Below are 25,702 nucleotides of genomic sequence, written 5' to 3'. Positions count from 1 at the left end.
TTTGAAACGTTTTCTATTAATCAATGGGACAAAGATAGAATATTTTTTCATAAATAAAACAGCGATTTTCATTTTTAATCTTAACTATTTTACAAGTCATTGATTATAAACATATAGTAAACACATTTTTTTAGTCAGCCATTTTATAGCTGCCATTTATAAATCCGGGATTAGTCTTTTAAATAAAAAAACAGAATGGATACAAATTTGGATGTATTAGGTATCATCAAGCGTGCCAAACAGGCATTGAACTTAAAGAGAGACAGTGAACTAGCTGAATATCTGGAAGTTTCGAGAGCAACAGTAACCAATTGGGGAGCACGAAACAGTATTGATTTTCGTCTGCTGCTTGACAAATTCGGGGACAAAGTGGACTACAATTGGTTATTATTGGGAAAAGGGAATCCGAAACACCAGTCAAGATATTGCGAAAGCGAACTGGTGCAGGGAGAAGTCGAGATTATACACAATCCGAAAACACCCGAACCAATAGACGACCGTAGCGTGACATTATACGACATTACGGCAGCTGCGAACCTGAAAACATTGTTCACCAACAAAAAGCAGTATGCACTGGGAAAGATATTGATTCCGAATATTTCCGTCTGCGACGGGGCAGTCTACGTCAACGGAGACAGCATGTATCCTATATTGAAATCGGGAGATATTATCGGATACAAGGAAATTAGCAGTTTCGACAACGTGATTTACGGGGAAATATACCTGGTGTCGTTTATGATTGACGGAGACGAGTATCTGGCGGTGAAGTACGTGAATCGTTCGGAAAAAGAAGGGTATTTAAAGCTCGTGAGCTATAATACTCATCATGAGCCGATGGATATTCCATTCGCGTCCATCAATGCAATGGCAATTGTGAAGTTCTCCATCAGGAGACACATGATGATGTAAGGTCCACCACAGAGGACACAGAGGTCTTTTTCTTCCTTGAAACTCTATGTCCTCCGTGTCCTCTGTGGTAAAATCAGATTTCTTCCCCCTTCAGCGTAGCCGAACTGGCTTCCGTGACACGCACATTGACGAAATCACCGACACGGTGCGTACCTCTGTCGAACACCACCACACGGTTCTGCTCCGTACGGCCGAACAGCTGGTCGCGCGAACGCTTGGAAACTCCTTCTACAAGCACTTCATACGTTTTACCGATGCAACGCTGGTTGGATTCGGCAGACAGACGGTTCTGCAAAGCGATAATTTCGTTCAGGCGGCGCACTTTCACCTCTTCGGACACATTATCTTCGAGATGCTTCGATGCATACGTTCCCGGACGTTCGGAGTATTTAAACATGAAAGCAGCATCGTATCCACATTCTTCCATCAGCGAAAGTGACAAGGCATGATCCTCTTCCGTTTCAGAATGAAAACCGGAGAAAATATCGGTAGTCAATCCGCAATCGGGAATGATACGTTTGATAGCTGCCACCCGGTCCAGATACCACTCACGGGTATATTTACGGTTCATCAGTTTCAGAATACGCGAACTGCCGCTCTGCACAGGCAAATGGATGTGTTTACACACATTGGGGACTTGCGCAATTACTTCCAACGTCTCATCGCTCATGTCTTTCGGATGGGAAGTTGTGAAACGAATGCGCACTCCCGGAGCAGCTTCAGCCACCGTTCGGAGCAACATCGGGAAAGTAACCACTTCGCCTGTCGGTCTTTCAAAACGGTAAGAGTTGACGTTCTGCCCCAACAGGGTGACTTCCTTATAGCCTTTCGCCACGAGGTCTGCCACTTCATTCAGGATGCTTTCTACGTCACGGCTACGCTCGCGTCCACGAGTATAGGGCACGATGCAATAGGTGCAGAAGTTATTGCAGCCACGCATGATGGATACAAAACCCGAAATATGATTGCCGCAGATACGCGACGGAATCACATCCCGATAAGTTTCGGTAGTAGAAAGCTCCACATTGATTGCTTTTTCACCAGTTTCTACGGCAGCAATCAGGTCGGGCAACGTCAGGTAAGCATCCGGCCCCACAACGAGGTCGACATGATGATTCGTTATCAGATCATCCTTTACCCGTTCGGCCATACAACCCAATACACCTACAATCAGGTGCTTTTTCTTTTTCTTCAGCGAATGGAAAAACTCCAGGCGATTCAGAATCTTCTGCTCCGCATTGTCGCGGATGGAACAGGTATTCATAAACACGGCATCGGCTTCCTCCAGCGTTTCGGCTACGGAATAACCCGCCATTTGCATCACCGAGGCAATCACCTCACTGTCGGCTACGTTCATCTGGCAGCCATAGGTTTCGATAAACAACTTTTTGTTGTCATCATTCATTTCAGTTGCGGATTTAAAGTCCGCTCCCGTTAATTCATTCATACTCAAATCTTAGTTTAAAAATTCGGATGCAAAGATACGGCTTCGCTTTCAATAAGTAGTGAATTGATATCAAAATAACGCAAAAACTTATGATTTGGCAAGCAAATTTGTAATTAATGTTAAGGGAATAAACATTTTTAGGCGATATGCTTGGCAAATTTAAATTTATTTTTCACATTTGTGCAATGAAAGAAACATTAGATTTTTTCATAGTTAAGGTTTAGGTTAAAAAAATTAAGGGGAGCTGTGAAGCTGCCCTTTTTTCATACTAAAAAGTTAGCCTGAACCAGATAAAATACGTAACTTTGGCAGATAACTAATTAGCAGTGAAACACAATGGAAGATTTTTTGAAATTTCTCTTGATAGCAGGTGTCATTCTTGTGGGAATATTCAAAGAGGTGAATAAGAATAGTAAATCGAAAAAAGCTAAGAATAAACGCCCCGTTTCCCCGATGCCACCCCCCGTTGAAGTAGCTCCGGATGCAGTTCCTATGCCCGAGGCATGGGGCGGCCCCAAGTCGCTGGAAGAATTGTTCCAGCCTAAACCTATCGAACCGCCAACCCGGAAAAAGCATTCACAACAGACGCCACCCGGAAAAGTTCCGAAGCAGAAAAAGAAAAGAGAAGAAGTTTCCGTTGCCGCATCCCTGGCAAACAGTGCCGCGCAAGATCAATTGAACAACAGGCAAGGTTCTCATTACGACGCTCTCAACAAATCATCCGATAACAACGAAGACTTCACAATTCATTCGGCAGAAGAAGCCCGCCGAGCCATTATCTGGGGGGAGATACTTCAACGGAAATACTGACGGAAATTATAAAGACATATATTTCAGGCACGGATTACACGGATTACGCTATTGCTTTATGCAATCCCTAACTTTCCGAAAACCGTGAAATCCGTGTAATCCGTGCCTGAAATTTTAATAAGATATCGAATTATTAACCGATAAAATATCAACTGTATTTTAACACGAAATTTACTATTTATGTCATTCAATCGTATTTCGGCAGCGGAAGCTGCAAGCCTGATCAAACATGGCTACAACATCGGCCTAAGCGGATTTACTCCCGCCGGAACGGCCAAGGCTGTAACAGCCGAACTCGCAAAAATTGCTGAAGCAGAACATGCGAAAGGAAACCCGTTTCAAGTAGGAATTTTCACAGGCGCATCAACAGGGGAATCCTGTGACGGTGTACTGTCACGCGCCAAAGCCATCCGCTACCGCGCTCCTTATACTACCAACGCCGACTTCCGCAAAGCTGTGAACAACGGAGAGATTGCCTACAACGACATACATCTCTCACAAATGGCACAGGAAGTGCGCTACGGGTTCATGGGTAAAGTGAACGTAGCCATTATCGAAGCCTGCGAAGTGACTCCCGACGGAAAGATTTATCTGACTGCCGCCGGTGGTATTTCGCCGACTATCTGCCGTCTTGCCGACCAGATTATCGTGGAGTTGAACAGCGCACACAGCAAATCCGGTATGGGTATGCATGACGTATACGAACCGCTCGACCCGCCTTACCGCCGCGAAATACCGATCTACAAACCGAGTGACCGTATCGGACTGCCTTACGTTCAGGTAGACCCGAAAAAGATTATAGGCGTAGTGGAAACCAACTGGCCGGATGAAGCGCGTTCTTTCGCTGCTGCTGATCCGTTGACCGACAAAATCGGGCAGAATGTTGCCGACTTCCTTGCTGCCGACATGAAACGCGGTATTATCCCGCCTAGTTTCTTGCCTTTGCAATCGGGTGTAGGAAACATCGCCAACGCCGTACTCGGTGCATTGGGACGTGACAAAACGATTCCTGCATTTGAGATGTACACAGAGGTAATCCAGAATTCCGTGATCGGATTGATTCGCGAAGGACGTATCAAATTCGGTAGTGCCTGCTCACTGACTGTTACAAACGACTGTCTGGAAGGTATTTACAACGATATGGATTTCTTCCGCGATAAACTGGTTCTCCGTCCGTCGGAAATCTCAAACAGCCCGGAAATAGTACGCCGTCTCGGTGTCATTTCCATCAATACAGCCATCGAAGTTGACCTGTACGGCAATGTAAACTCTACCCATATCGGCGGAACAAAAATGATGAACGGCATCGGTGGTTCGGGAGACTTTACCCGCAACGCTTACATTTCTATCTTCACTTGTCCGTCTGTGGCCAAAGAAGGTAAAATCAGTGCGATCGTACCGATGGTATCCCACCACGACCACACAGAGCACGATGTCAACATCGTTATCACCGAGCAAGGTGTTGCCGATCTTCGTGGCAAGAGCCCGAAAGAACGCGCACAAGCCATCATCGAAAACTGTGCACATCCTGACTACAAAGAGCTTCTTTGGGATTACCTCAAGCTGGCCGGTAACAGAGCACAGACTCCGCACGCTATTCAGGCTGCACTGGGTATGCACGCAGAGTTGGCTAAAAGTGGCGATATGAAGAATACCAATTGGACTGAATACGCAAAGTAAATAGAATATAGAATTTACAGTATTCGATTCAAAACAAGTATAATTGTATTCTCTGGTAAACAAAATCCAACTATTTTTGTTTATTAGAGAATACAATTATATCTTTGTAGAAGAATCAATAAGTTACTCCTATGAAACAGTTATTCACCACATTCTATCAACTTAAAGAACGGGTCTCTCTGGATTTCATCAGATACCTGTATCATGAAATTCGTTGGAACAATCGACTGATAGCTATAACAGGTGCACGCGGAACAGGAAAAACTACCCTGATGCTTCAATACATAAAAGAGCATTACCCCGGCTATGGCAATGAAGCACTCTACGTTTCATTAGACAATATATGGTTCACCACTCATTCATTATTTGAACTGGCTGACGAGTTTCAGAAAATGGGAGGAAAAGCTTTGTTTTTGGACGAAGTACACAAATACCCCACCTGGTCAAGAGAAATAAAAAACATCTATGACAGTTATCCGGACATAAAAATAGTATTCACAGGATCTTCTTTATTGGAAATACACAAAGGCGAAGCAGACCTCTCAAGAAGGGCTGTTACCTATCATCTTCATGGCCTTTCTTTCCGTGAATTCTTACTATTCGAATATGGATATAAAATGGAAGCACTTACACTTTCTGATATTCTGAACCGACATATCGAAATGGCCATGAACGTAAACAAACAGTTGAAGCCGCTTGTAGCGTTCAACGAATACTTAGCTTACGGCTATTTCCCTTTTTATAAAGAAGATAAAATATTGTATCATGAGAAACTATTAGCCACCCTGAATACAATTCTGGATGTAGATCTACCTTCTACTGAAAAAATAGATTATTACTCCATTGGTAAAATAAAAAAACTATTTGCCATACTCGCCGGACTTGTACCCTATATTCCCAATATATCAATGCTTAGTAAGGAGATAGAAGTCAGTCGTATCAGTCTGTTGAATTATCTATCCTATCTCCAAAAAGCCCAAGCCATCCTACTACTTGACAAAGAAGCTTCCGGCATCAAACAACTGGCAAAACCGGAAAAAATTTATTTAGGTAATACAAATTATGCATACGCATTGGGAGGAGAAAAAACAGATATAGGAAATGTCCGGGAAACATTCTTCTTTAATCAAACAGTCGTAAAACATAAGGTTACCTATTCCTCCCAAATAGATTTCACATTGAATGAAACATATAATTTCGAAATAGGTGGTAAAAACAAAACTCAAAAACAATTAGCGGGAGTGGAGAATGGATACCTAGCCCTTGATAACATAGAAATCGGATTCAACAACGAGATTCCACTTTGGTTGTTCGGGCTAATGTATTAACATAGCCTATTTCCCGATAATCACCTCACACACCTTATCCTGAAACGCTCTCGCTTTAGCAGCCGAAAGCACATTCTGATTCATAATGGCAAATGCCACTTCATGCCCGTTCTTCATCTTCAGATAGCCTGCAAGCGCATTTATTGCCGTAAACGAGCCTGTTTTGGCATGAACATTCCGGAAAGCAGGAGTACCTTTCATCCGGAATTTTAAAGTTCCGTCCACCCCGCCAACGGGAAGTGATTTATACAACATCTGAAACACTTCTGTTTGCGAGTACGCATATTTTAGAAAGTCGACCAGCAGAGCAGGGGAGAGGTAATTATAATTAGACAATCCGCAACCGTCGGCAATCTTATAGTCTTTCGGATCATGCCCCAGGCAGCGGATCAGCTTCATTATTTCGACAATGCCATCTTCGGCAGCTACTTGCTTCTTTCCCGTAGCCTGCGCTCCCAGGCGACAGAGAAATGCTTCCGCATTGAGGTTATCACTCTCTTTCATCAACTGGTTCAGCACTTTCTGCACGGAAGTGTTCCAGCAAGCCATACGCTCTACTCTCACACTGTCGCGAGGCAATTCGGCAAAGCCATACGACTGGGGAGTGGTGATTCCTTTCCCACGAAGGCGTTCCAGGAAAGTATGCATAAAGAAACGGGGAGAATCGTAGATGTTGACATCATCTTTCCGGATCGAAGTGACATTGCCCGAAACAAGGAGATTGTTTCCATTCGTCAGCCAATCTCTCGTGAAAGAGAATTTCCCGGCAGAAGAAGTGCGTGTCTTTGTCTGATTCGTTACTGTATAATAAGAAGATACAGGTTGGCAGGAAACACTTGCCGCATCGCCCTGCACCGTGGAGGGAACTACGGAGACCTGTACAGTCCCTTTGCAGAACATCAATGGAGAGAGATAAGGCTGATAACCCGCAGGCGTATCGTCCCAGGCCCATCCGCTGCCCCAATAAAGGGAGTCTTTCATTGAGACGTCACCATATACCTGACCGTTAATGACCGAAAAAGGAAAAGTGATTACCTCTTCTATCAATGAATCCATCGACTGGCTGTCAAATTCCGGATCAAATCCGCCTACCACATACAGGTTGCCTTGCAAGGTGTCATGTTCTATCACGCCATCATGCCATACTTCCGTGCGGAAAGGCTCGTTGGCTTCGGGGCGGGAGAGTGCGGTAATGGCCGTCAGCAGCTTCATGGTAGAGGCAGGACGGGAAAGTTTCTCCGCACGATAGTTATAAAGCGATTTCTTAGCCGTCAGGTCGTAGACGGATATGCCGACTTCGGATGCTTCGGGGAGCATCTTCTTGATAAGCGAATCTATCCGGGAGAAGTTCTGTTGCCCCCAAAGTGGCAACAAACAAACAGAAAGGGCGACTAACAAAAAACTTTTTTTCATACAACACTGTTTATGACATCAACAAATGATAGTATCTTACATCTATCTATTTCAAGTTTTTCTCTACCTGTCCAAGAAGCGAACCGGAGCCATAGCCGGACCATACATCCTGGATTTTTCCATCAGGGGCAATCAATACATAATGAGGGATTCCCCGTACCTGATAGTTCAGGGCAAGACCGGTACGTCCTTTACGAAGTTCGTTCCACTGGTTACCGCCCATTCCTTTCGTCTTGATATACTCTTTCCAACGTGCTTTCGGGTCCTCACTAATACTAATCACAGTCATTTTATCCTTATACAGATCCATCACCTTCTCCATTTCGGGTATCGACTCCACACAAGGACTACACCCGCTACTCCAGAAGTCGAGCAAGATGAACTTCCCCTTGAACTCTGAAATATGACGGAGAGAACCATTCACATCATACAAGTCCCCATCCACCATCATATCTCCAATTCCCACCGTAGAGGGAGGAAAAACATAGGCTGTAATCTCCTGTCCGTCATCCGTTTGCTTATCGGCTTCCGACATCCGGGCATAGAGTTTTTTCACCTCTTCTTTATAAGGCATGATGGTTTCATATTTCATCATGGAAGCAAATAGCAATAACCTGTCCATCCATACCGGGGAGACGGGCGCTTCTTCCATGTATTCCATTTCCTTTTTCCAGATTTCCTGCTGCAACGGCATTGACAGTTTCCGGATAGAATCTATCTTGGCCCAGGCCTGACTTTCAAACTCCCGGTCGCCCGGATGATCTATGAACATCATCCGTTGCCAGTCATATTCTGCCGCCATGTGCTGCATCAGTTCTTTCTGTTGGGCCATCGCGCAAGCCGTAAAGCGGTTTTCTTCCTGCTGTTCCGGCACATCGCTTACTACTTCCCATGTTTTCACTAGTTTGTCCTGCCCTTTGATTTCGATGTATTCTCCCGGTGCGATCCACACTTCCAGCCATGTACCCGGGAAGCCCCGGTTATCAGACATAATCAGCATTTTCCGCGTGGTAGAAACCGTGTCGCGGAAAGAGAACTGCCCATTCATAAGCGTATCTCTCCATACACAGTTGAGAATACTTCCGTCTTCCTCATACAGACCAATCACAATGCTGTCGGGAAGATTAGCCAGTTCGCCCTGAATCAAATATTCATTTGCAGCAACTGACGCTTTACGGTTGAATGTACAATGACACATCACCATACAAGCTATTGTCAATAAGACCGGAGTGATTATATATTTTTTCATCATCTATTCGATTTTATAAGTGAGATATCCTAGTCCATGAATCAGATAAGTATCTTAATCAATGCACAATGTCAGATATCAGAATCCGTTTATAAAGCCTCGCGGAAGATTTCTCCTACCGTGGGATGCGGGAAAACAATCTTTTTCCATTGCGCTGCTGTCAGTCCGAGTTCAATGGCAGTCCCCGCAAGAGTGATAATCTCCGAAGCGGGATTTCCCAATACATGAGCGCCAATCACCCGTTGCTGTTCATCCAGCAGTACTTTGCAAACTCCGTTCACACCTTCATTCTCCGCCACAAAACGGCCGGAGTAAGCCATCGGAAGTTTGATAACCTGATAATTGATTCCTTTCGTTGAGGCCGATTCCTCCGTTTCACCCACTCCGGCAATCTCCGGATTGGTATAGACTACGCCCGGAATAGCCCGGTAGCTCATGGTGTCTTCTTTCCCCAAAATGGAATGTACGGCAACTTCTGCCTCACGAACGGCCGTATGGGCGAGCAAAGAGAATCCCGTCAGGTCACCACACACATACACACCCGATACAGAAGTCTGCATCTTTTCATTGACTCTGATAGTGCCACGCTCTGTTTTCTCCAGATTCAGGTTTTCGAGTCCGAAACCTTTCGTCACAGGACGGCGACCGACGCTCATCAACAGCTTTTCTGCAACGACACTACCGTTTCCCTCTGCATTTTCATAAGAGACAACAGCTCCTTCTTCCGTTTGCGACAAGCCGACAACTTTCGTACCAAGCAGGAATTTAATACCTCGTTTGGCATATTCCGCACGGAGCAAGGCGGAAAGCTCTTTATCCATTCCACCCAGAATTTCGTCCATCATCTCAACCACCGTCACCTGTACTCCCAAACTGTTGAAGAACGATGCAAACTCCATCCCGATCACTCCGCCACCGACAATGGCGAGAGAAGCCGGCAATTCCTTACTATCCAAAGCATCCCTGTGCGTCCAGTAGTTCACTGCATCCACTCCGGGAATAGGGGGAATAAAGGTTTCCGAGCCTGTACAAAGTATCAGGTTCTCCCCTTCGTAAGTCTCTTCTCCGCAACGAACTGTATTTTTATCAATGATCTGTGCTTCTCCCGATACGATCGTCACATTGTTGGCAGTCAGCTTTGCTTTCACTCCCAGCACCAGTTTACGCACTACCTTACTTTTACGTGCTATAATCTTAGGCAAATCGAAAGAGACTTCCGGAATATTGACTGCATACTTTGACGCATGTTTTGCACTGTCATAAGTCTTTGCCGAATACAGCAACGTTTTCGTAGGAATACAGCCTTCATTCAGACAGACACCTCCCAGACTATTCTTTTCGATAAGCAATACGCTCAAACCGCCTTTACCGGCAGCTTCGGCAGCCGTATATCCCGCAGGACCGCCACCGATGATAATTACTTGATATTTCATAGTATATAATCAGTTAATCTTTTCATTATTATCAAAACACGCTATGGTTCATCCTCTTGAGAATCTACAGAGTCTATTGTCTCCAGCCCTTTTATCTTCTTTGCGAACATTCTCTTTTCGAGCAGTTCCGCAAATTCCCGTTCCTTGACAGGCATCACCGAAACAAACTTCCCTTTTCCATATTCTATCAAGATATAATCCGTCACCGAAAAACTACCGAACTTCATGGAATGGTATTTCCTTACTGTGGTGATTTCGGAAAGCGGAATTACCTTCTTACGAATAAAACGGCCGCGTGAAACCTCCAGATTACCGTCTGTAGTCAATGTATAAGCAGTGTGTATAATCTGCTCGATTACTACAATCAGCATAAGCATGAACAGTACGGCTACCAAGATATATTTACACCACAATGCGCCGACGGCATTCACAGTAAGCACTACCAACAGGAAATATTGGTACCAGGCGATGCGGGCATGGAAAATTCGATTCATTTTGTCAGATTTTTGCCTGCAAGGTAGCAATTTTATGAATTAGTGACAACGAAAAGTACAACGAAGTAACTTATTTTGTAGCTTTGCGGTGAGAAATAACAAGATTATGGTAAGAAAATTCGATTTCCTCGTTATCGGTTCCGGAATTGCCGGTATGAGTTTTGCGCTGAAAGTGGCGCACAAAGGTAAAGTTGCTCTTATCTGTAAAAGCGGGCTGGAGGAGGCCAACACGTACTTCGCCCAAGGAGGGGTAGCCTCCGTCACCAACCTTCTGGTGGATAATTTCGACAAGCACATCGAAGATACGATGATTGCAGGCGACTGGATCAGCAACCGTGCCGCAGTAGAAAAGGTAGTGCGCGAAGCTCCCGCACAAATTGAAGAACTGATTAAATGGGGAGTGGACTTTGACAAAAACGAGAAAGGCGAATTTGACTTGCACCGCGAAGGAGGACACTCGGAGTTCCGTATTCTTCACCATAAAGACAATACAGGAGCAGAGATTCAGGACAGTCTGATTAAAGCCGTGCAACGGCATCCGAATATCACGGTCATCGAAAACCAGTTTGCCATTGAAATCCTGACACAGCATCATCTGGGGGTTACCGTAACCCGTCAGACACCGGATATTAAATGCTACGGCGCTTATATCCTCGATCCGAAAACGGGAAAAGTAGATACGTATCTTGCGAAAGTGACATTGATGGCTACCGGTGGAGTAGGAGCCGTTTATAAAACGACCACTAACCCGCTAGTCGCTACCGGAGACGGTATCGCTATGGTGTATCGTGCCAAAGGTACGGTGAAGGATATGGAGTTTGTACAGTTCCATCCTACCGCCCTGTATCACCCGGGAGATCGCCCTTCTTTCCTGATAACGGAAGCGATGCGCGGCTACGGAGGCGTACTGCGCACCATGGATGGCAAAGAGTTCATGCAGAAATACGACCCCCGTCTTTCCCTGGCTCCCCGTGACATCGTGGCACGTGCCATCGACAACGAGATGAAGAATCGTGGAGACGACCATGTATATCTGGATGTTACCCACAAAGATCCCGAAGAAACAAAGAAACATTTCCCTAATATTTACGAGAAATGTCTTAGCCTGGGCATCGACATCACTAAAGATTATATTCCGGTAGCCCCGGCCGCCCACTATCTCTGCGGAGGTATCCTTGTCGACCTGGACGGACAATCTTCCATCGAACGTCTTTATGCCGTGGGAGAATGTTCCTGCACCGGATTGCATGGCGGTAACCGCCTGGCTTCAAACTCATTGATTGAAGCAGTGGTATATGCCGACGCTGCTGCCAAACACAGTCTGCAAGCGGTCGATCAATATTCTTATAATGAAGATATTCCCGAATGGAATGATGAGGGAACCCGCTCACCGGAAGAAATGGTGCTCATTACGCAGAGCATGAAGGAAGTGAACCAGATTATGAGTACTTATGTAGGTATTGTCCGCAGCGACCTCCGTCTGAAACGGGCGTGGGACAGACTGGATATTATCTACGAGGAAACTGAAAGCTTGTTCAAGCGCAGCGTAGCGTCCAGAGAAATCTGCGAATTGCGTAATATGGTGAACGTGGGTTATCTGATTATGCGTCAGGCAATGGAGCGTAAGGAGAGTCGCGGATTGCATTATACGATTGATTATCCGCATGCAAAGAAATAGAATTTACAGTATTATTCTTATTAAAAATAAAGAAACAAGAGGCTTTCTCAAATTATATTTTTGAGTTTAGCCTCTTGTCTTTTTATCTTGATACGTTTCTTTTCACTCCTCAAAGAAACTATACTATACATTTATGAGAATATAATACACTTCAGAATACCACTTATTAAACTGTAAAACAAGCATTTACGCAACAATAGCATGTAAGTACGAATATCTCTGTCTATTCTAAAATTGTCCCTGAATATCACTCTCTTAAAAACATGTTCTTGAGCATGTGTACACTTCTTTGAGAATATAGTAAACGCTTTCCTGTCTCTCATCCCATACTTTTGCTCACAGAAATAATCACTAATCGAAATATTATGGATATAGCTAAAAGATGTGAGCAGAACCCCCTACTGGCTCCAAAAGATTTAAAAGCGGGAATCAACGGAATGGAAATTACATGTTTGTTAAATCCCGGAGTTTTCAAATATCAAGGCAAAATTTGGTTACTTTTACGCGTCGCAGAAAGACCTATACAGAAAGAAGGAATTATCAGTTTTCCTATATATAATGAAAAAGGAAAAATAGAAGTGGTTTCGTTTTTAAAGAATGATCCCGATTTGGATGCTTCAGACCCACGCGTTATCGGTTACAAAGGAAAGAATTACCTGACCACGATGTCTTACTTACGTCTGGTTTCAAGTACCGACGGTATTCACTTCAAAGATGAACCGGAATTTCCACCTATTTTCGGAAAAGGAGAGCTGGAAGCATTCGGCATTGAGGATTGTCGTGTTGCAACAACCGAAGATGGCTTTTACCTTACTTTCACAGAAGTATCATCGGTAGCTGTAGGGGTTGGACTGATTCACACCAATGATTGGAAAAACTATACACGGCATGGGATGATATTCCCACCGCATAATAAAGATTGTGCATTGTTTGAACAGAAGATAGGTGACAAGTATTTTGCTCTTCATCGCCCCAGTAGTCCTGAACTTGGTGGCAATTACATATGGTTGGCAGAATCGCCCGACCGCTTGCACTGGGGAAACCACAAATGTGTAGCAACCACTCGTGACGGAATGTGGGATTGTGCACGTATAGGGGCAGGAGCTGCTCCAATAAAGACAGAAGAAGGCTGGCTGGAGATTTATCATGGAGCCGATTTTAATCACCGTTATTGCTTGGGAGCTTTATTACTCGATTTAAATGATCCGTCGCAAGTGATTGCAAGAAGTGAAGAACCTATCATGGAACCTATCGCAGCTTATGAGCAAACAGGTTTCTTCGGAAATGTTGTTTTCACTAATGGTCATTTCGTGGACGGCGATACGATAACCATGTATTATGGAGCAAGCGATGAAGTGATTTGCAAAGCAGAGCTTTCTATTTCAGAGATATTAAATGTATTAAAACAGACACAAGAGAAGTAATGAATAAACTGAAAAAAGAATATCTGTTCTTTAAGCAACAGGAACCTAACATGAGAACACTGTTGGTTACCAATATGCTTTATGCATTGGTACTACCGATAGTAGAAATCTTTGTGGGAGCCTATATCATGAGGAACACGAACGATCCGGTAATGGTTGCTTTTTATCAGCTGGCAATGTATATAGGTATCATTACGACCTCTTTTGTTAACGGTTATCTACTAAAAAAATACAGTGTGAAGACGCTTTATTCTGTAGGAATCTTAGTAAGTGGCATTTCCATGTTTGGTATGATGGCTATTAATTCACTTGGTTTCATAGAACTTGGTCTGGCCGGTTTTTTAATGGGAGCAGCTTCAGGTTTCTTCTGGACCAACCGATACTTACTGGCTCTCTATAATACCAACGATAATAGCCGTAACTATTTCTTCGGACTAGAGTCTTTCTTCTTTTCTATTAGCTCCATCGGTGTTCCTTTAATTATTGGTGCATTTATCAGCCAGATAGATGGAAAAGAAGTTTTTGGATTCCTCTTCAACATCAATACTTCTTACTGTGTGGTTACTATGGCAGCAGTAGTTGTTACTGTTATCGCCTGTATGACACTGTGGAAAGGTAAATTTGAGAACCCCAAAGAAACGAACTTCCTCTATTTCCGCTTCAACATTCTTTGGAAAAAGATGCTTTGGCTAGCCGCATTGAAAGGAATGGTACAAGGTTTTTTAGTAACGGCCCCAGCTATATTAGTGTTGAAGCTGGTAGGAAATGAAGGAGCTTTGGGATTGATACAGGGAGTTAGCGGAGCATTGACTGCTGTCTTGGTGTATGTATTAGGACGTATGGCCCGCCCGGAAGACCGTTTGAAAATTTTTGTAGGAGGATTAATCATATTCTTTGTCGGTACACTATTTAACGGCGTTCTCTTCTCTGCTACAGGAGTGATCCTTTTTGTGCTTTGCAAAGTGATATTCCAACCTTTGTTCGACTTGGCTTATTTTCCCATTATGATGAGAACAATTGATGCAGTTGCAAAGATTGAGAATAGAAACGAGTATGCATATATCCTGAGTCACGAGTTCGGTCTTTTCCTTGGAAGAGCTTTCGGCTTACTACTGTTTATCTTCCTTGCTTATTGTGTATCGCAAGATTTTGCATTAAAATATGCGCTGGTGATTGTTGCCGGATTACAATTAGCGGCATATCCTTTAGCTAAGAATATTACTAATCAAACAGATATTATTGAACATGAGAATGAGAAGTAAAGGTCTTTTTTTACTTATCGCCGTTTGTTTTCTGGCATCTTGCTCAAGCAACGGAAATAACTTTGGAGAAAAGGTAGAACAGGTTTCCATCCATAGGGTAGACTCTATGCCTGATATGCCTGAAACTTATAAAATGCTGGACTGGAAGCAAAAAGCAAAAATGTATGACCAGTTTATTTTTGACTGGAATAATAAAAGCGAAGTCGGACCATTAATTTGGTTAGATGATGCCCGCAGAAATATTGACCAAACTACATTTGGTTTATATACCGCCATTAAAGATATTCGTCAGGGAAAGGATGTCAATAACGGAGAGTTCCATGAAAGTCTGAATTCATTGGCGGCTATTCTTGGTGCTGGTCTTGTAGGGATTGATAAGACTAATCAAGACGGATATAACTACGTAAAAATGGTGCAGAATTATTTCAATTCTGATAACGGATGGAATATAGTAATGAACAATACGACTCCGTCAGTAGCCCTTTTAGGAGGAGGCTATGGCCGTGACTGGTGGTATGATGTATTACCCAATGCTTTATATTATGCTATATGTGATGTTTTCCCCGATGTAGACGGGGCAGAGAAGATACAAAAAAGCATTGCGGAACAATTTGTTAAAGCAGATTCGGTATTGAATGGAAATTACGATTACTCTTATTTTGATTATGCACAAATGAAGGGAATGGTCAATAATATTCCATTGCAACAAGACGCCGCCGGTGGTCATGCTTATGTATTGTTATGCGCTTATCATAAGTTTGGTGACCCACGTTATCTACAACATAGTAAGAGTGCCATCGAAGCCCTCCTTGCCCAAAAAGAAAGTCGTTTTTACGAGGCTCTTTTACCACTTGGAGTTTATACGGCAGCCTATTTGAATGCGGTAGAGGGAGCCAACTATGATGTATCCAAACTTCTTGATTGGGTATTTGACGGATGTAAAAGCCCTGCGGGAAGAACCGGTTGGGGAATTATTGTAGGAAAATGGGGTGAATATGATGTAAGTGGTCTGCAAGGAAGCATCACAGACAGCGGAGGATATGCATTCCTCATGAACAGTATCAAACCCGCCTGGCCTTTCATTCCGATGGTGAAATATCAACCTCAATATGCAAAGGCTATCGGCAAGTGGATGCTGAACAATGCAAGTGCGTGTCGTTTATTCTATCCGGGGGAAATAGATGAAAAACATCAATGGGCTCCAGAATTGAAGGACATTACGTATGACAATGTTTCTTATGAAGGTTTACGAAAGACGGATGACTATGGGAAAGAGTCATTAAAAGGGGTTAGCCCGGTTGCAATTGGCGATGGTCCCAAATGGATAAAAGGTAATCCGACGGAAAGTATGTTTAGCGTTTATAGCTCTTCTCCTGTCGGCATTTTGGGCGCAATTGTTTATCAAACAAATGTGGAAGGTATTCTCCAGCTGGATTGCAATGTCACAGACTTCTATGTAGAGAAACCTTATCCGGTCTATCTCTATTATAATCCTCATAAAGAGGCCAAAACCATTACTTATCAGGCTACCCAGCCATGTGACTTGTTTGATATTGTTGCCAAAGAATATATAGCAAAAAATATAAAGGCAAATGGTTCTGTTGAGATTCCGGCCAATGACGCAAGAGTTATTGTGGAACTTCCCGCCGGAACAGAATTAGAACTGAAAGATGGTAAGATTATTGCGAATAAACAAAATATCATTTCATATAATTAAATCTAAGTGTATAAACTATGAGTAAGCATTTATTATTACTAATTCTTATTCTTGCTGTTTGCACAAATGTCTTTGCACAGCAAACCAAGAGTATTTCAGGTGTGGTATACGACAGTAATACCGGAGAGGCTTTAATTGGAGTTTCTGTTCTTGAAGTGGGAACGACCAATGGTACTATCACAGATTTTGACGGCAGATATACATTGAAAGTATCGTCAAATAAGGTTTCATTCTCATACGTAGGTTTTAAAACTGAAATTGTAAATGTAACAAATAGCGGAACGTACAATGTAAATCTATTGTCCGATAATAAATTGGATGAGGTTGTAGTTATTGGTTACGGTACTCAAAGAAAGAGTGACCTTACCGGTGCCTTGGCTTCTATAAGTAGTAAGGATATTAAGAACTATGCAGTATCTAATGCCTCTGAACTACTTACAGGTAAGGCAGCCGGAGTATTTGTTGCCGCCAGTTCCGGCCAACCGGGATCGGATGCAGTTATTCGCGTGAGAGGTTTAGGTACTGTAAATGATAACAATCCATTGTACGTAGTTGATGGTCAGTTCATGGATAACATTAGCAGTTTGAATCCCTCTGATATTGAACGTATGGAAGTATTAAAAGATGCTTCAGCTTGCGCTATTTACGGTTCAAGAGGCTCCAATGGGGTTATTCTCATTACTACGAAGGGAGGGGTGAAAGGTGAAACAACTGTAACATTGGATGCTTATGTAGGTGTGAAAAACAGTTATAAAGCATTGAACATGATGAACAGCGACCAATATTATAACTTCATAATGAAAGCATATGAAAAAGATGAAAGCTTTCAAAATTCAATGAAGGATAAGTTTACCAATCAGTATCAGAAGGGTTATAATACCAACTGGTGGAATGAAGTAACTCGTACAGCTTTTAACCAGAACTATAATCTGAGTATTCGTAAAGGAACAGATAATTCAAGATCTTCTTTTAGTTTAGGATATGTAGATGATCAAGGTGCGATCATTACTACTGAATTCAAGAGACTTTCACTTAAGGCGAATCTTGAATATGATATCAACAAATTTATCACGGTTGGCACCAATGTCAATCTAGCAAAGATAAGAAAGCGTGATGCAGGAGCAATTCCTTCATTCGATTTCATTCAAAAAGCTGATCCTTTTACCCCTGTTATCAGCCCGTTGGTAGATCCGTCTTCTGAAAATTACGAATATAACAAATATGCTCCTACCGAGTGGTCTTATGACCCTAATCCGGTAGCCATGCTCGAACTTCCTAACAGATACAATGACATATTCAATGTATTTGGTAATGTGTTTGCCCAAATCAAATTGTATAAAGGATTGAGCTATCGGGTACAGTATAGCTTCGAAAGATACCATGATACTTTCAAAGACTTCCGTCCTGTCTATTCATCTACTTTTTCGGAGGACAATTTAGCGAATCAGGAAAGTAAATATAATACAGAAACTCAATTGAATAATAATAGCGCTGTAACTTCTAATTATCTGGTGGAACAACGCCTTAACTACAACACTACAATAGGCAGACATAAACTGGATGCAATGGTTGCCATGACCTATGAGAAGAACAGCAGCGAAGGTATTAATGCATTTAAGAGAAAGGCTTTAGGTAACGATGAAATCTATCAGATACTTGATGCACAAACTGCTGGAGATAACACCTCGGGAGGTAAAGAAACATCTTCTATGCTATCGTACTTAGGACGTATTAATTATGTATATGATGATAGATATCTTGCTACAGTCAATTTTCGTGCCGACGGTTCTTCAAGATTCGCCAAACGTAACCGTTGGGGCTATTTCCCATCTGTTTCATTAGGTTGGAGAGTGAGCAATGAAGAATTCTTTAAGAACCTGAACATTGAAAATACAATTTCCAATTTAAAACTGCGTGTAGGTTGGGGACAAAATGGTAATCAACGAATTGACAGAGACGCACCTCTTACGTTGATTGGCACCAATAATGAAAATCAGTGGTACTTTGGAAACGGATACTCACAAGGTTACGTTCCAACCTATGTAGGAAATGCAGATATAAAATGGGAAACCAGTCAGCAAACCAATGTTGGTTTAGATATGTCCTTCTTTAGAAACAGTCTTGATGTAAGCATGGACTTTTATGTAAAGAAGACAAGTGACATGTTGCTGAATATGCCTATTCCTTCTTTTGGTGCCTTCCCTAACAGCCCCTTCTTTAATGCGGGAGACTTGAAGAATACCGGTTTTGAAATAGTAGTCAACTACCGTAACCAGATAGGAAAAGACTTTAATTACAACGTAGGACTGAACATGTCTACTTATAAAACAGAGGTAACCAGACTTACATCGGAATATTTGAGTGGGAATACTAGCCGTACTTATGTAGGAGGTCCTATCGGACGTTTCTGGGGGTACAAGCAAATAGGAATATTCCAGAATCAGGAAGAAATAGACAATTATGTGGATAAGAACGGTACCAAGATTCAACCTAATGCACAACCGGGTGATTTTAAATTTGCCAAATTAGGAGAATCAGGCGAATTGAATGATGATGATGACCGTACTTTTATCGGTGATCCTAATCCGGACCTCATTTATGGTTTCAACTTAGGATTTAGTTATAAGAACTTTGATGTAAGTATGGCATTCCAGGGAACTATTGGGAATGACATCTGGAATGTTGCTAAAGGAAGCCTTGCTTCAGCAGGACGTCAGAACGCTTTGGCTGATGCTTACACAAAAGCATGGACAAAAGACGGAGATTTGGATGCTGTATATCCACGCATAACCAACTCTGATTCTAACAATAATATGAGAGGTTCTTCTTTCTATGTGGAAAATGGTTCTTACCTACGTTTGCAAAATCTGCAAATAGGTTATACACTGCCGAGTCACATTTGCCAGAAGAGTAAACTGTTTTCAAGTTGTAGATTCTATGTGAGCGGTCAGAATATATTTACTTTAACCGGTTATTCCGGGCTTGATCCGGAACTGGGTATCAATAACCCATTGGATATGGGAGTGGATACTACACGTTATCCGTCTTCACGTACATTCACTTTTGGAGTTAATTTGCAATTTTAAATCTAGCTAAAAAGACATTACATTATGAGAAAAATATTATATATAATATGCTGGGCTCTTGCCGGAGTGGGGTTGTATAGCTGCTCTCTCGACGAACCAAGTTATGGTAAAACCACAAGCGATAATTATTATCAGAAGGAAAGCGATATTGAACAAGCCTTGACAGGAGCTTATCTTCAATTACGTACAACTTGGAATGAATATGCATTAAATCATTATTTTGTAGGTGATTGTAGCACTGATGATGCCCTAAAAGGAGGAGGTAATGACGGTGACCGTGCCGAAGTACGCGACTTATCCGACTTTACTGTCTACACAACTAATGGCGAAGTAGGCCGTCGTTGGGAGATACTGTACAGATTGATTAATCGCTGTAACGATGTGATTTATTATGCCCCTAATGCAATAGGAAATGAAGAACTATTGACGCGTTATGCAAACGAGGCAAAAGCATTGAGAGCATTCGGTTATTATTGCCTGGTCAGTACATTCGGAGAAGTTCCTTTAATCACTACGCCAATGCAACCCGCTGAAATACTGCAAATACCCCGTTCCCCATTGGAGAAGGTATATGAATGTATTGTGAGTGATTTAACCGATGCCTCCGCACTTCCCGCAAAAGGAGATTACTCTGATGATGATGCTTATCGTGTAACACGTGGCTTTGCAAAAACAATGCTTGCTAAAACATATATGTTCAAAGGTGATTTTGCCTCTGCCGAAACTGTACTTCATGATATTATTGAAGTAGACAAAGACTATACATTATTGAGCGATTATGGCATGAACTGGCGTACTGAATATGAAAACAGCTCGGAATCTGTATTTGAGATTGCCAACAAAGTATATGATAAAAACATTGCCACAGGTACCAATGTTCCCCACTTCTTTACAAGCAGACGCATCTCCGGTTATCAGGGATATGGATTTCACGTACCGACTCAAGATCTCTATAATGCCTTTGACGCAGATGACCCACGTATTACCTACGTATTCACACAAACTGGTGACAGATATAAAGGTGATACTGAAGCGCAAGACAACGCTGAATCTCCAAGCGGTTATCATGATTACAAAATGACTGTACCAGCAATAGAAAAAACAGGTTTCGACGTCTGGATGATTAGTTACAACATTCGTTTGATCCGTTACTCCGATGTCCTCTTAATGTATGCCGAAGTATTAAACGAAAATGGAAAACCAGGGCTTGCACTTCCTTACCTAAATGATGTAAGAGAAAGAGCCCGCAAAACTAATCCGATAGATCCGAGAAGAGATCAACAGACGTATGTTCCTGCTACAACAGCTAATACCCTGCCCGACATAACAGAAACGAACCCAGAACGTCTAAAAGAAATCATTTGGAAGGAGCGTCGCTGCGAATTGGCTATGGAAGGCTGGAGACGGGATGACCTAATGAGGCAAAAACGTTTCGGAACCGTGCTGCGTGCTTATGCAACAAAATATAATACATCGAAAGGTGCCAATTTTAGGGACGACAGAGATTATCTGTTTCCTATACCACAAGGTGAAAGGGATAAGAGTAACAATATTCTTTCCCAAAATCCGGGTTATTAATATGAATAAAATGAGGGGGCGGGTTATAAAATCCGCCCTCTTTTAACAACCAACTGACCATGAAAAAGACATTATTATTTCTCGTGAATGAATGCTGAACCTAGCAAACGCCTATTGATTATTGATTGGTTGTTGACGATGAAATCATAGACTATCGTTACCGATAAAAATATGCGTGGAATAAAATAAATTCCTTATATTTGCTATCATCCTAACCGTATAAATAACATTCATTTACATGAGAAACATCTTATACGTACAAATAATTTTCATTCTGATTATTGCATTTGTTACTCCCATAAAGTCTTATGCATTTAATGTAGCAAAACACATATCAAATGTTAACGGACTGACAAATAACTCGGTAAACTGTATTTTGGAAGATGAGGAACACACGATCTGGATTGGGACATGGGATGGACTAAATGCGTATAATGGAAGAGAAATTACAACATTCAGATATAGCAAAAACAATCCGAATTCTATAAGTAATAACGTTATCCGACAGATTATTGAATGTAAGGGTAGTTTATGGATAGCAACAGATAATGGAGTTAATCGGTTAGATAAACGAACTCGTCAGATAACAAGGTATTATTTGAGAACAGACAATAAAGTACCTAATCAGGAAAAGTCTTTTATTTTAGGAAAGAGTGCGGCAGGAGATATCATCTGTCTTATAAAAGGGCTTGGTTTCTTTGTTTATAATGATTCTGAAGATGAGTTTAATCCGATTAACACAGACTTTGCAAGTCATGTAAAGGATTATTCTGTGAGTGATTCTGATCATGTGCTTTTTCTTTTAAATAATGGAAGCTCTGTATATTTGAGTTATAATCTACTTGTGAACGGAGGAAAGCAGGATGATTTACGCACAGTCGGCATACATACTCCTGTGGATAAAATATTTCTGTCGAAAGGCAGATTTATCTTGAATAAAGACAACAGGATTTTCCTTTTGAATCCCGACTTTACAGTTTCCCAAGACATTGAACTGGATAATAACAAACCTGTATCGCAAGCTATTTTAGCAGAGGATAATATGTTCGTCAGCTTTATAGAAGGTGGCTGTATTAATTATGATTTAAGAAAGAATACTTTTACCTATCTGAACGAACTTTCCAACCAGTTGTCAGTTTTCACTCTTTATTCCGGCAGCCAGAATATATTGTGGATAGGTACGGACGGACAAGGACTAATTCAGCTTTATCATTATGATTCTTTGTTTGAAACCATTCACACTAGCCACCCTGTGAGATGTTTTTGTGAGGATGAAGATGGTAATATTCTGATAGGCACAAAAGGAAGCGGAATAAAGCTGTTGAATCCTGAAACTAAAGAGTTGGCAGATTATCTGAATGAGAGTAAAGGATTGATATCCAATTCCGTCTATGCATTGAAAAGAAATAAAGCCAATGATATTTTTATCGGAACGGAAGGAACCGGAATTAATATATTGAATGCCGCTACAGGACGATTGGAAAAACTAGAGATACCTGATAAATACCCGCCCTTCAAGGCTGTATACAACATTTATTTTACGAATAATGATTCTCTTTTATGGATCGGTACATCAGGGTATGGCTTAATCAAAATAAATATTTCCAGAGAACAAGGTCGCTACCACGTTAAAGGATTCCGGCAATATAACTCGTCAGATAAGAATATCTCATTGAATAACGATGTTGTTTATGCCATTACATCCGACCCGAAAGACAATATGTTATGGTTTGGCACACGTGGCGGAGGCTTAAACTGTATTAATATCAAAAATAACGGCATAAAATCATTGGAGGATATAGACAGTCGGATTTTACTCACCAATAATGATGTATTGTGTTTACTGCGCGATGATACCGGTATATGGATAGGGACAAGTTATGGACTGAACGAATTGAAAAAGGAGGAGAATGATTTTCATCTGATACAATATGCCGACGAGAAATTGAATAATAAAACGATTCACGGAATATTAAAAGATCATGAAGGAAATATATGGATCAGTACCAACCAGGGGTTGTCCAGCTTGAATATAAGAAGCAATAAAATAGATAATTATACTTTGAATGATGGATTGCAGAATGATGAATTCTCTGATGGAGCTTTCTTCAAGGATAAACGTAATTTCTTATATTTTGGAGGAGTAAGCGGGTTTAGTTATTTCAATCCTCAAAATATACATTTGCGCAAGTTTAATCCTCCACTTATATTAAGTAGTTTGAAGATATATAATACGGTGCAGGATATTAATGAACGAATCAAAAAAGGAGTGTTGAAACTTAGCTACGAAGAAAGATTCATGACTTTCAATTTCATAGCCAAAGACTTTATTAACAATGAAAACTGTGAATATGCTTACCGCTTGAAGAACCATTCGGTTGATTGGGTGGAAATGGGTAATAATCCGAATATTATTTTTACCCAACTTCCTCCGGGTGAATATCAATTTGAAGTGAAGAGCACGAATGGAGACAAAGTATGGGGAGATAACATTTATCACTTAACCATAAAAGTAGGTTATCCGTGGTGGCTTAGTGTCCCGGCATTGATTATTTATACCATATTATGCGTTATTATCTTCTATATTACAAAGTCTGTTATCAAAAACCGTATACGGTTAAGCCGTCAGATTCTTATAGCCCAGATAGAGAAACGGCATGAACAGAAGATATATGAATCCCGGCTAAACTTTTTCACTAATGTGGCACATGAGTTCTTTACTCCACTGACTTTGATTTATACACCTGCACAACACTTATTGGAACAGAATGGGCTAGATAATAACACAAAGAAGTATCTTCAAATAATAAAGAATAATGCCGAAAGGATGCAGAAGCTGATTAGTGAGTTAATGGAGTTCCGTAAAACTAAATCGGGCAATATGAATTTGCATCCTGAAAGTGTGAACGTGAAAACATTAATGGAATATGCTTCCAATAATTATGTGGATATACTAAAAGAGAATAAAATAGACTTCAAGGTAGAGACGCATGATACGTCAGAGATATATTCCGACCGCAATGCTTTGGAGAAAATTATATTCAATCTGCTATCGAATGCTTTCAAATATACTCCTCGTTATGGATATATTCACGTTGAAATATCACAGAATGAACCTGATAAAACCTTATATCTGATTGTAAGAAATTCAGGTAAGGGGTTAACAGAGCAACAGATGGCAGAGATATTTGATAAGTATAAGATATTTGATACTCCTAAATTGGGTAACTCTGTAAGTAATGGCATAGGTTTAAATCTAACAAAGAGCCTGGTTGAATTATTAGGTGGGCAGATAAGCGTAAACAGTGAGCTAGGAAAAAATGTAGAATTTTCAGTTGTAATTCCTCCTTTACCATCCGATCATTCACTTGTTGTAACAGATGAAAAGGATTCGTTGCAGAAAGAAAAAAACGAGCAGGACGACTTATCTCCTCGCAAAGACACTGTCATACTGATAGTGGAAGATGAAAAGAACATCAGGGACCTACTGAAAGATGTCCTCTCCAATTATGTGATACATGAAGCAAAAGACGGGATGGAGGCTTTGAAAGAGATAGAACACAATCATCCTGATATTATTATAAGTGATATTGTCATGCCCAATATGGACGGTTTAAGTCTAATTCATAAGTTGAAATCCGATTTGAAAACAAGCTATATTCCAATTATAGGAATATCGGCAAAAGCTTCCGTAGAAGACCAAATTAATGCCTTTAATCATGGTGCAGATGCTTATATCGTCAAACCATTTCACCCAAGGCAGGTTATATCCGCAATAGAGAATTTGCTGTCGAGGCAGATGCTTTTAAAGGACTACTTCAATTCCAGCATGTCTTCTGTGAAAGTAAAAGACGGGATTGTGCTTCATCCAGAAGACGAAGAGTTAATACAGAATGTAACAGATTTCATAAAAAAGAATATAGATGATGAGTTATTAAGCCCTTCTTCTATTGCCGAGTTCGTAGGAGTGAGTAAAGCTACTTTATATCGGAAGTTCAAAGAAATAATAGATAAAACTCCGAGTGAGTTTGTACGAGGCATCAGACTGGAATATGCAGCCAAACTACTAAGGACAACTAAATTGACTGTATCCGAGATTATGTTCAGATGTGGATTCTCTAATAAATCTTATTTCTATCGAGAATTTTTAAAGCAATACGGTGTATCTCCAAAGGATTACCGGAATCAATAGAT

16 protein-coding genes are annotated in these 25,702 nt (G+C 41.4%); 11 read left to right on the top strand and 5 right to left on the bottom strand.

Features of this window, described 5'->3' with window-relative positions:
• Positions 1–195 precede the first annotated feature (195 nt).
• On the top strand, positions 196–909 hold the full coding sequence (locus AB3G73_RS17415; RefSeq protein WP_320978151.1) for a S24 family peptidase: 714 nt from the start codon (positions 196–198) through the stop codon (positions 907–909).
• A 73-nt stretch (positions 910–982) separates the two neighbouring features.
• On the opposite strand, the gene miaB is transcribed toward AB3G73_RS17415, so the two are convergent.
• A complete protein-coding gene (gene miaB, locus AB3G73_RS17410) occupies positions 983–2,356 on the bottom strand; it encodes a tRNA (N6-isopentenyl adenosine(37)-C2)-methylthiotransferase MiaB (RefSeq protein ID WP_148367735.1) in 1,374 nt (457 codons plus the stop codon).
• 336 nt (positions 2,357–2,692) lie between these two features.
• On the opposite strand from miaB, the gene AB3G73_RS17405 reads away from it, so the two are divergent.
• The 3 genes from AB3G73_RS17405 to AB3G73_RS17395 all read left to right on the top strand — a co-directional run bounded on the left by AB3G73_RS17405 (position 2,693) and on the right by AB3G73_RS17395 (position 6,174).
• A complete protein-coding gene (locus AB3G73_RS17405) occupies positions 2,693–3,166 on the top strand; it encodes a ferrichrome ABC transporter substrate-binding protein (RefSeq protein WP_367745272.1) in 474 nt (157 codons plus the stop codon).
• 180 nt (positions 3,167–3,346) lie between these two features.
• Positions 3,347–4,846, top strand: a complete 1,500-nt coding sequence (locus tag AB3G73_RS17400; protein WP_148367733.1) for an acetyl-CoA hydrolase/transferase family protein — start codon at positions 3,347–3,349, stop codon at positions 4,844–4,846.
• Between the two features lie 131 nt (positions 4,847–4,977).
• Positions 4,978–6,174, top strand: coding sequence for an ATP-binding protein (locus AB3G73_RS17395; protein ID WP_148367732.1), 1,197 nt, complete (start codon positions 4,978–4,980; stop codon positions 6,172–6,174).
• A 6-nt stretch (positions 6,175–6,180) separates the two neighbouring features.
• On the opposite strand, the gene dacB is transcribed toward AB3G73_RS17395, so the two are convergent.
• The 4 genes from dacB to AB3G73_RS17375 all read right to left on the bottom strand — a co-directional run bounded on the left by dacB (position 6,181) and on the right by AB3G73_RS17375 (position 10,763).
• On the bottom strand, positions 6,181–7,587 hold the full coding sequence (dacB, locus tag AB3G73_RS17390) for a D-alanyl-D-alanine carboxypeptidase/D-alanyl-D-alanine-endopeptidase (protein ID WP_259021814.1): 1,407 nt from the start codon (positions 7,585–7,587) through the stop codon (positions 6,181–6,183).
• Between the two features lie 46 nt (positions 7,588–7,633).
• Positions 7,634–8,836: a TlpA disulfide reductase family protein gene (locus AB3G73_RS17385; RefSeq protein ID WP_148367744.1), complete on the bottom strand. Its 1,203-nt coding sequence runs from the start codon at positions 8,834–8,836 to the stop codon at positions 7,634–7,636.
• Between the two features lie 89 nt (positions 8,837–8,925).
• On the bottom strand, positions 8,926–10,269 hold the full coding sequence (lpdA, locus tag AB3G73_RS17380) for a dihydrolipoyl dehydrogenase (protein WP_195648672.1): 1,344 nt from the start codon (positions 10,267–10,269) through the stop codon (positions 8,926–8,928).
• A 41-nt stretch (positions 10,270–10,310) separates the two neighbouring features.
• The gene (locus tag AB3G73_RS17375; RefSeq protein WP_148367729.1) at positions 10,311–10,763 is read right to left on the bottom strand and encodes a PH domain-containing protein; all 453 of its coding nucleotides are present in this window, start codon (positions 10,761–10,763) and stop codon (positions 10,311–10,313) included.
• Between the two features lie 106 nt (positions 10,764–10,869).
• Here AB3G73_RS17375 and nadB point away from each other — a divergent pair, with 106 nt between their 5' ends.
• From nadB to AB3G73_RS17340, 7 genes are all read left to right on the top strand, one after another.
• The gene (gene nadB, locus AB3G73_RS17370) at positions 10,870–12,441 is read left to right on the top strand and encodes an L-aspartate oxidase (RefSeq protein WP_148367728.1); all 1,572 of its coding nucleotides are present in this window, start codon (positions 10,870–10,872) and stop codon (positions 12,439–12,441) included.
• Between the two features lie 365 nt (positions 12,442–12,806).
• The gene (locus AB3G73_RS17365; protein WP_148367727.1) at positions 12,807–13,865 is read left to right on the top strand and encodes a glycoside hydrolase family 130 protein; all 1,059 of its coding nucleotides are present in this window, start codon (positions 12,807–12,809) and stop codon (positions 13,863–13,865) included.
• Positions 13,865–15,127 carry an MFS transporter gene (locus AB3G73_RS17360; protein WP_367745271.1) on the top strand — a complete coding sequence of 421 codons (1,263 nt, stop codon included), beginning with the start codon at positions 13,865–13,867 and terminating at the stop codon, positions 15,125–15,127. Before AB3G73_RS17365 ends, AB3G73_RS17360 begins: the two co-directional genes overlap by 1 nt.
• Entirely contained in the window at positions 15,111–16,844 is a 1,734-nt protein-coding gene (locus AB3G73_RS17355) for a hypothetical protein (protein WP_258978905.1), read from the top strand. The genes AB3G73_RS17360 and AB3G73_RS17355 overlap by 17 nt, the downstream gene beginning before the upstream one ends.
• 17 nt (positions 16,845–16,861) lie before the next feature.
• A complete protein-coding gene (locus AB3G73_RS17350; RefSeq protein WP_148367724.1) occupies positions 16,862–19,930 on the top strand; it encodes a TonB-dependent receptor in 3,069 nt (1,022 codons plus the stop codon).
• Positions 19,931–19,954: 24 nt separating this feature from the next.
• Positions 19,955–21,508, top strand: a complete 1,554-nt coding sequence (locus tag AB3G73_RS17345; RefSeq protein WP_298043993.1) for a RagB/SusD family nutrient uptake outer membrane protein — start codon at positions 19,955–19,957, stop codon at positions 21,506–21,508.
• Positions 21,509–21,746: 238 nt separating this feature from the next.
• On the top strand, positions 21,747–25,700 hold the full coding sequence (locus tag AB3G73_RS17340; protein ID WP_298043995.1) for a hybrid sensor histidine kinase/response regulator transcription factor: 3,954 nt from the start codon (positions 21,747–21,749) through the stop codon (positions 25,698–25,700).
• The last annotated feature ends 2 nt before the right edge of the window (positions 25,701–25,702 follow it).

The organism is Bacteroides sp. L008, assembly GCF_040812255.1.
Taxonomy (GTDB): Bacteria; Bacteroidota; Bacteroidia; order Bacteroidales; family Bacteroidaceae; genus Bacteroides; species Bacteroides vicugnae.
The sequence above is the reverse complement of the archived record's forward strand: the minus strand, read 5'-3'. Positions and strand labels throughout refer to the sequence as shown.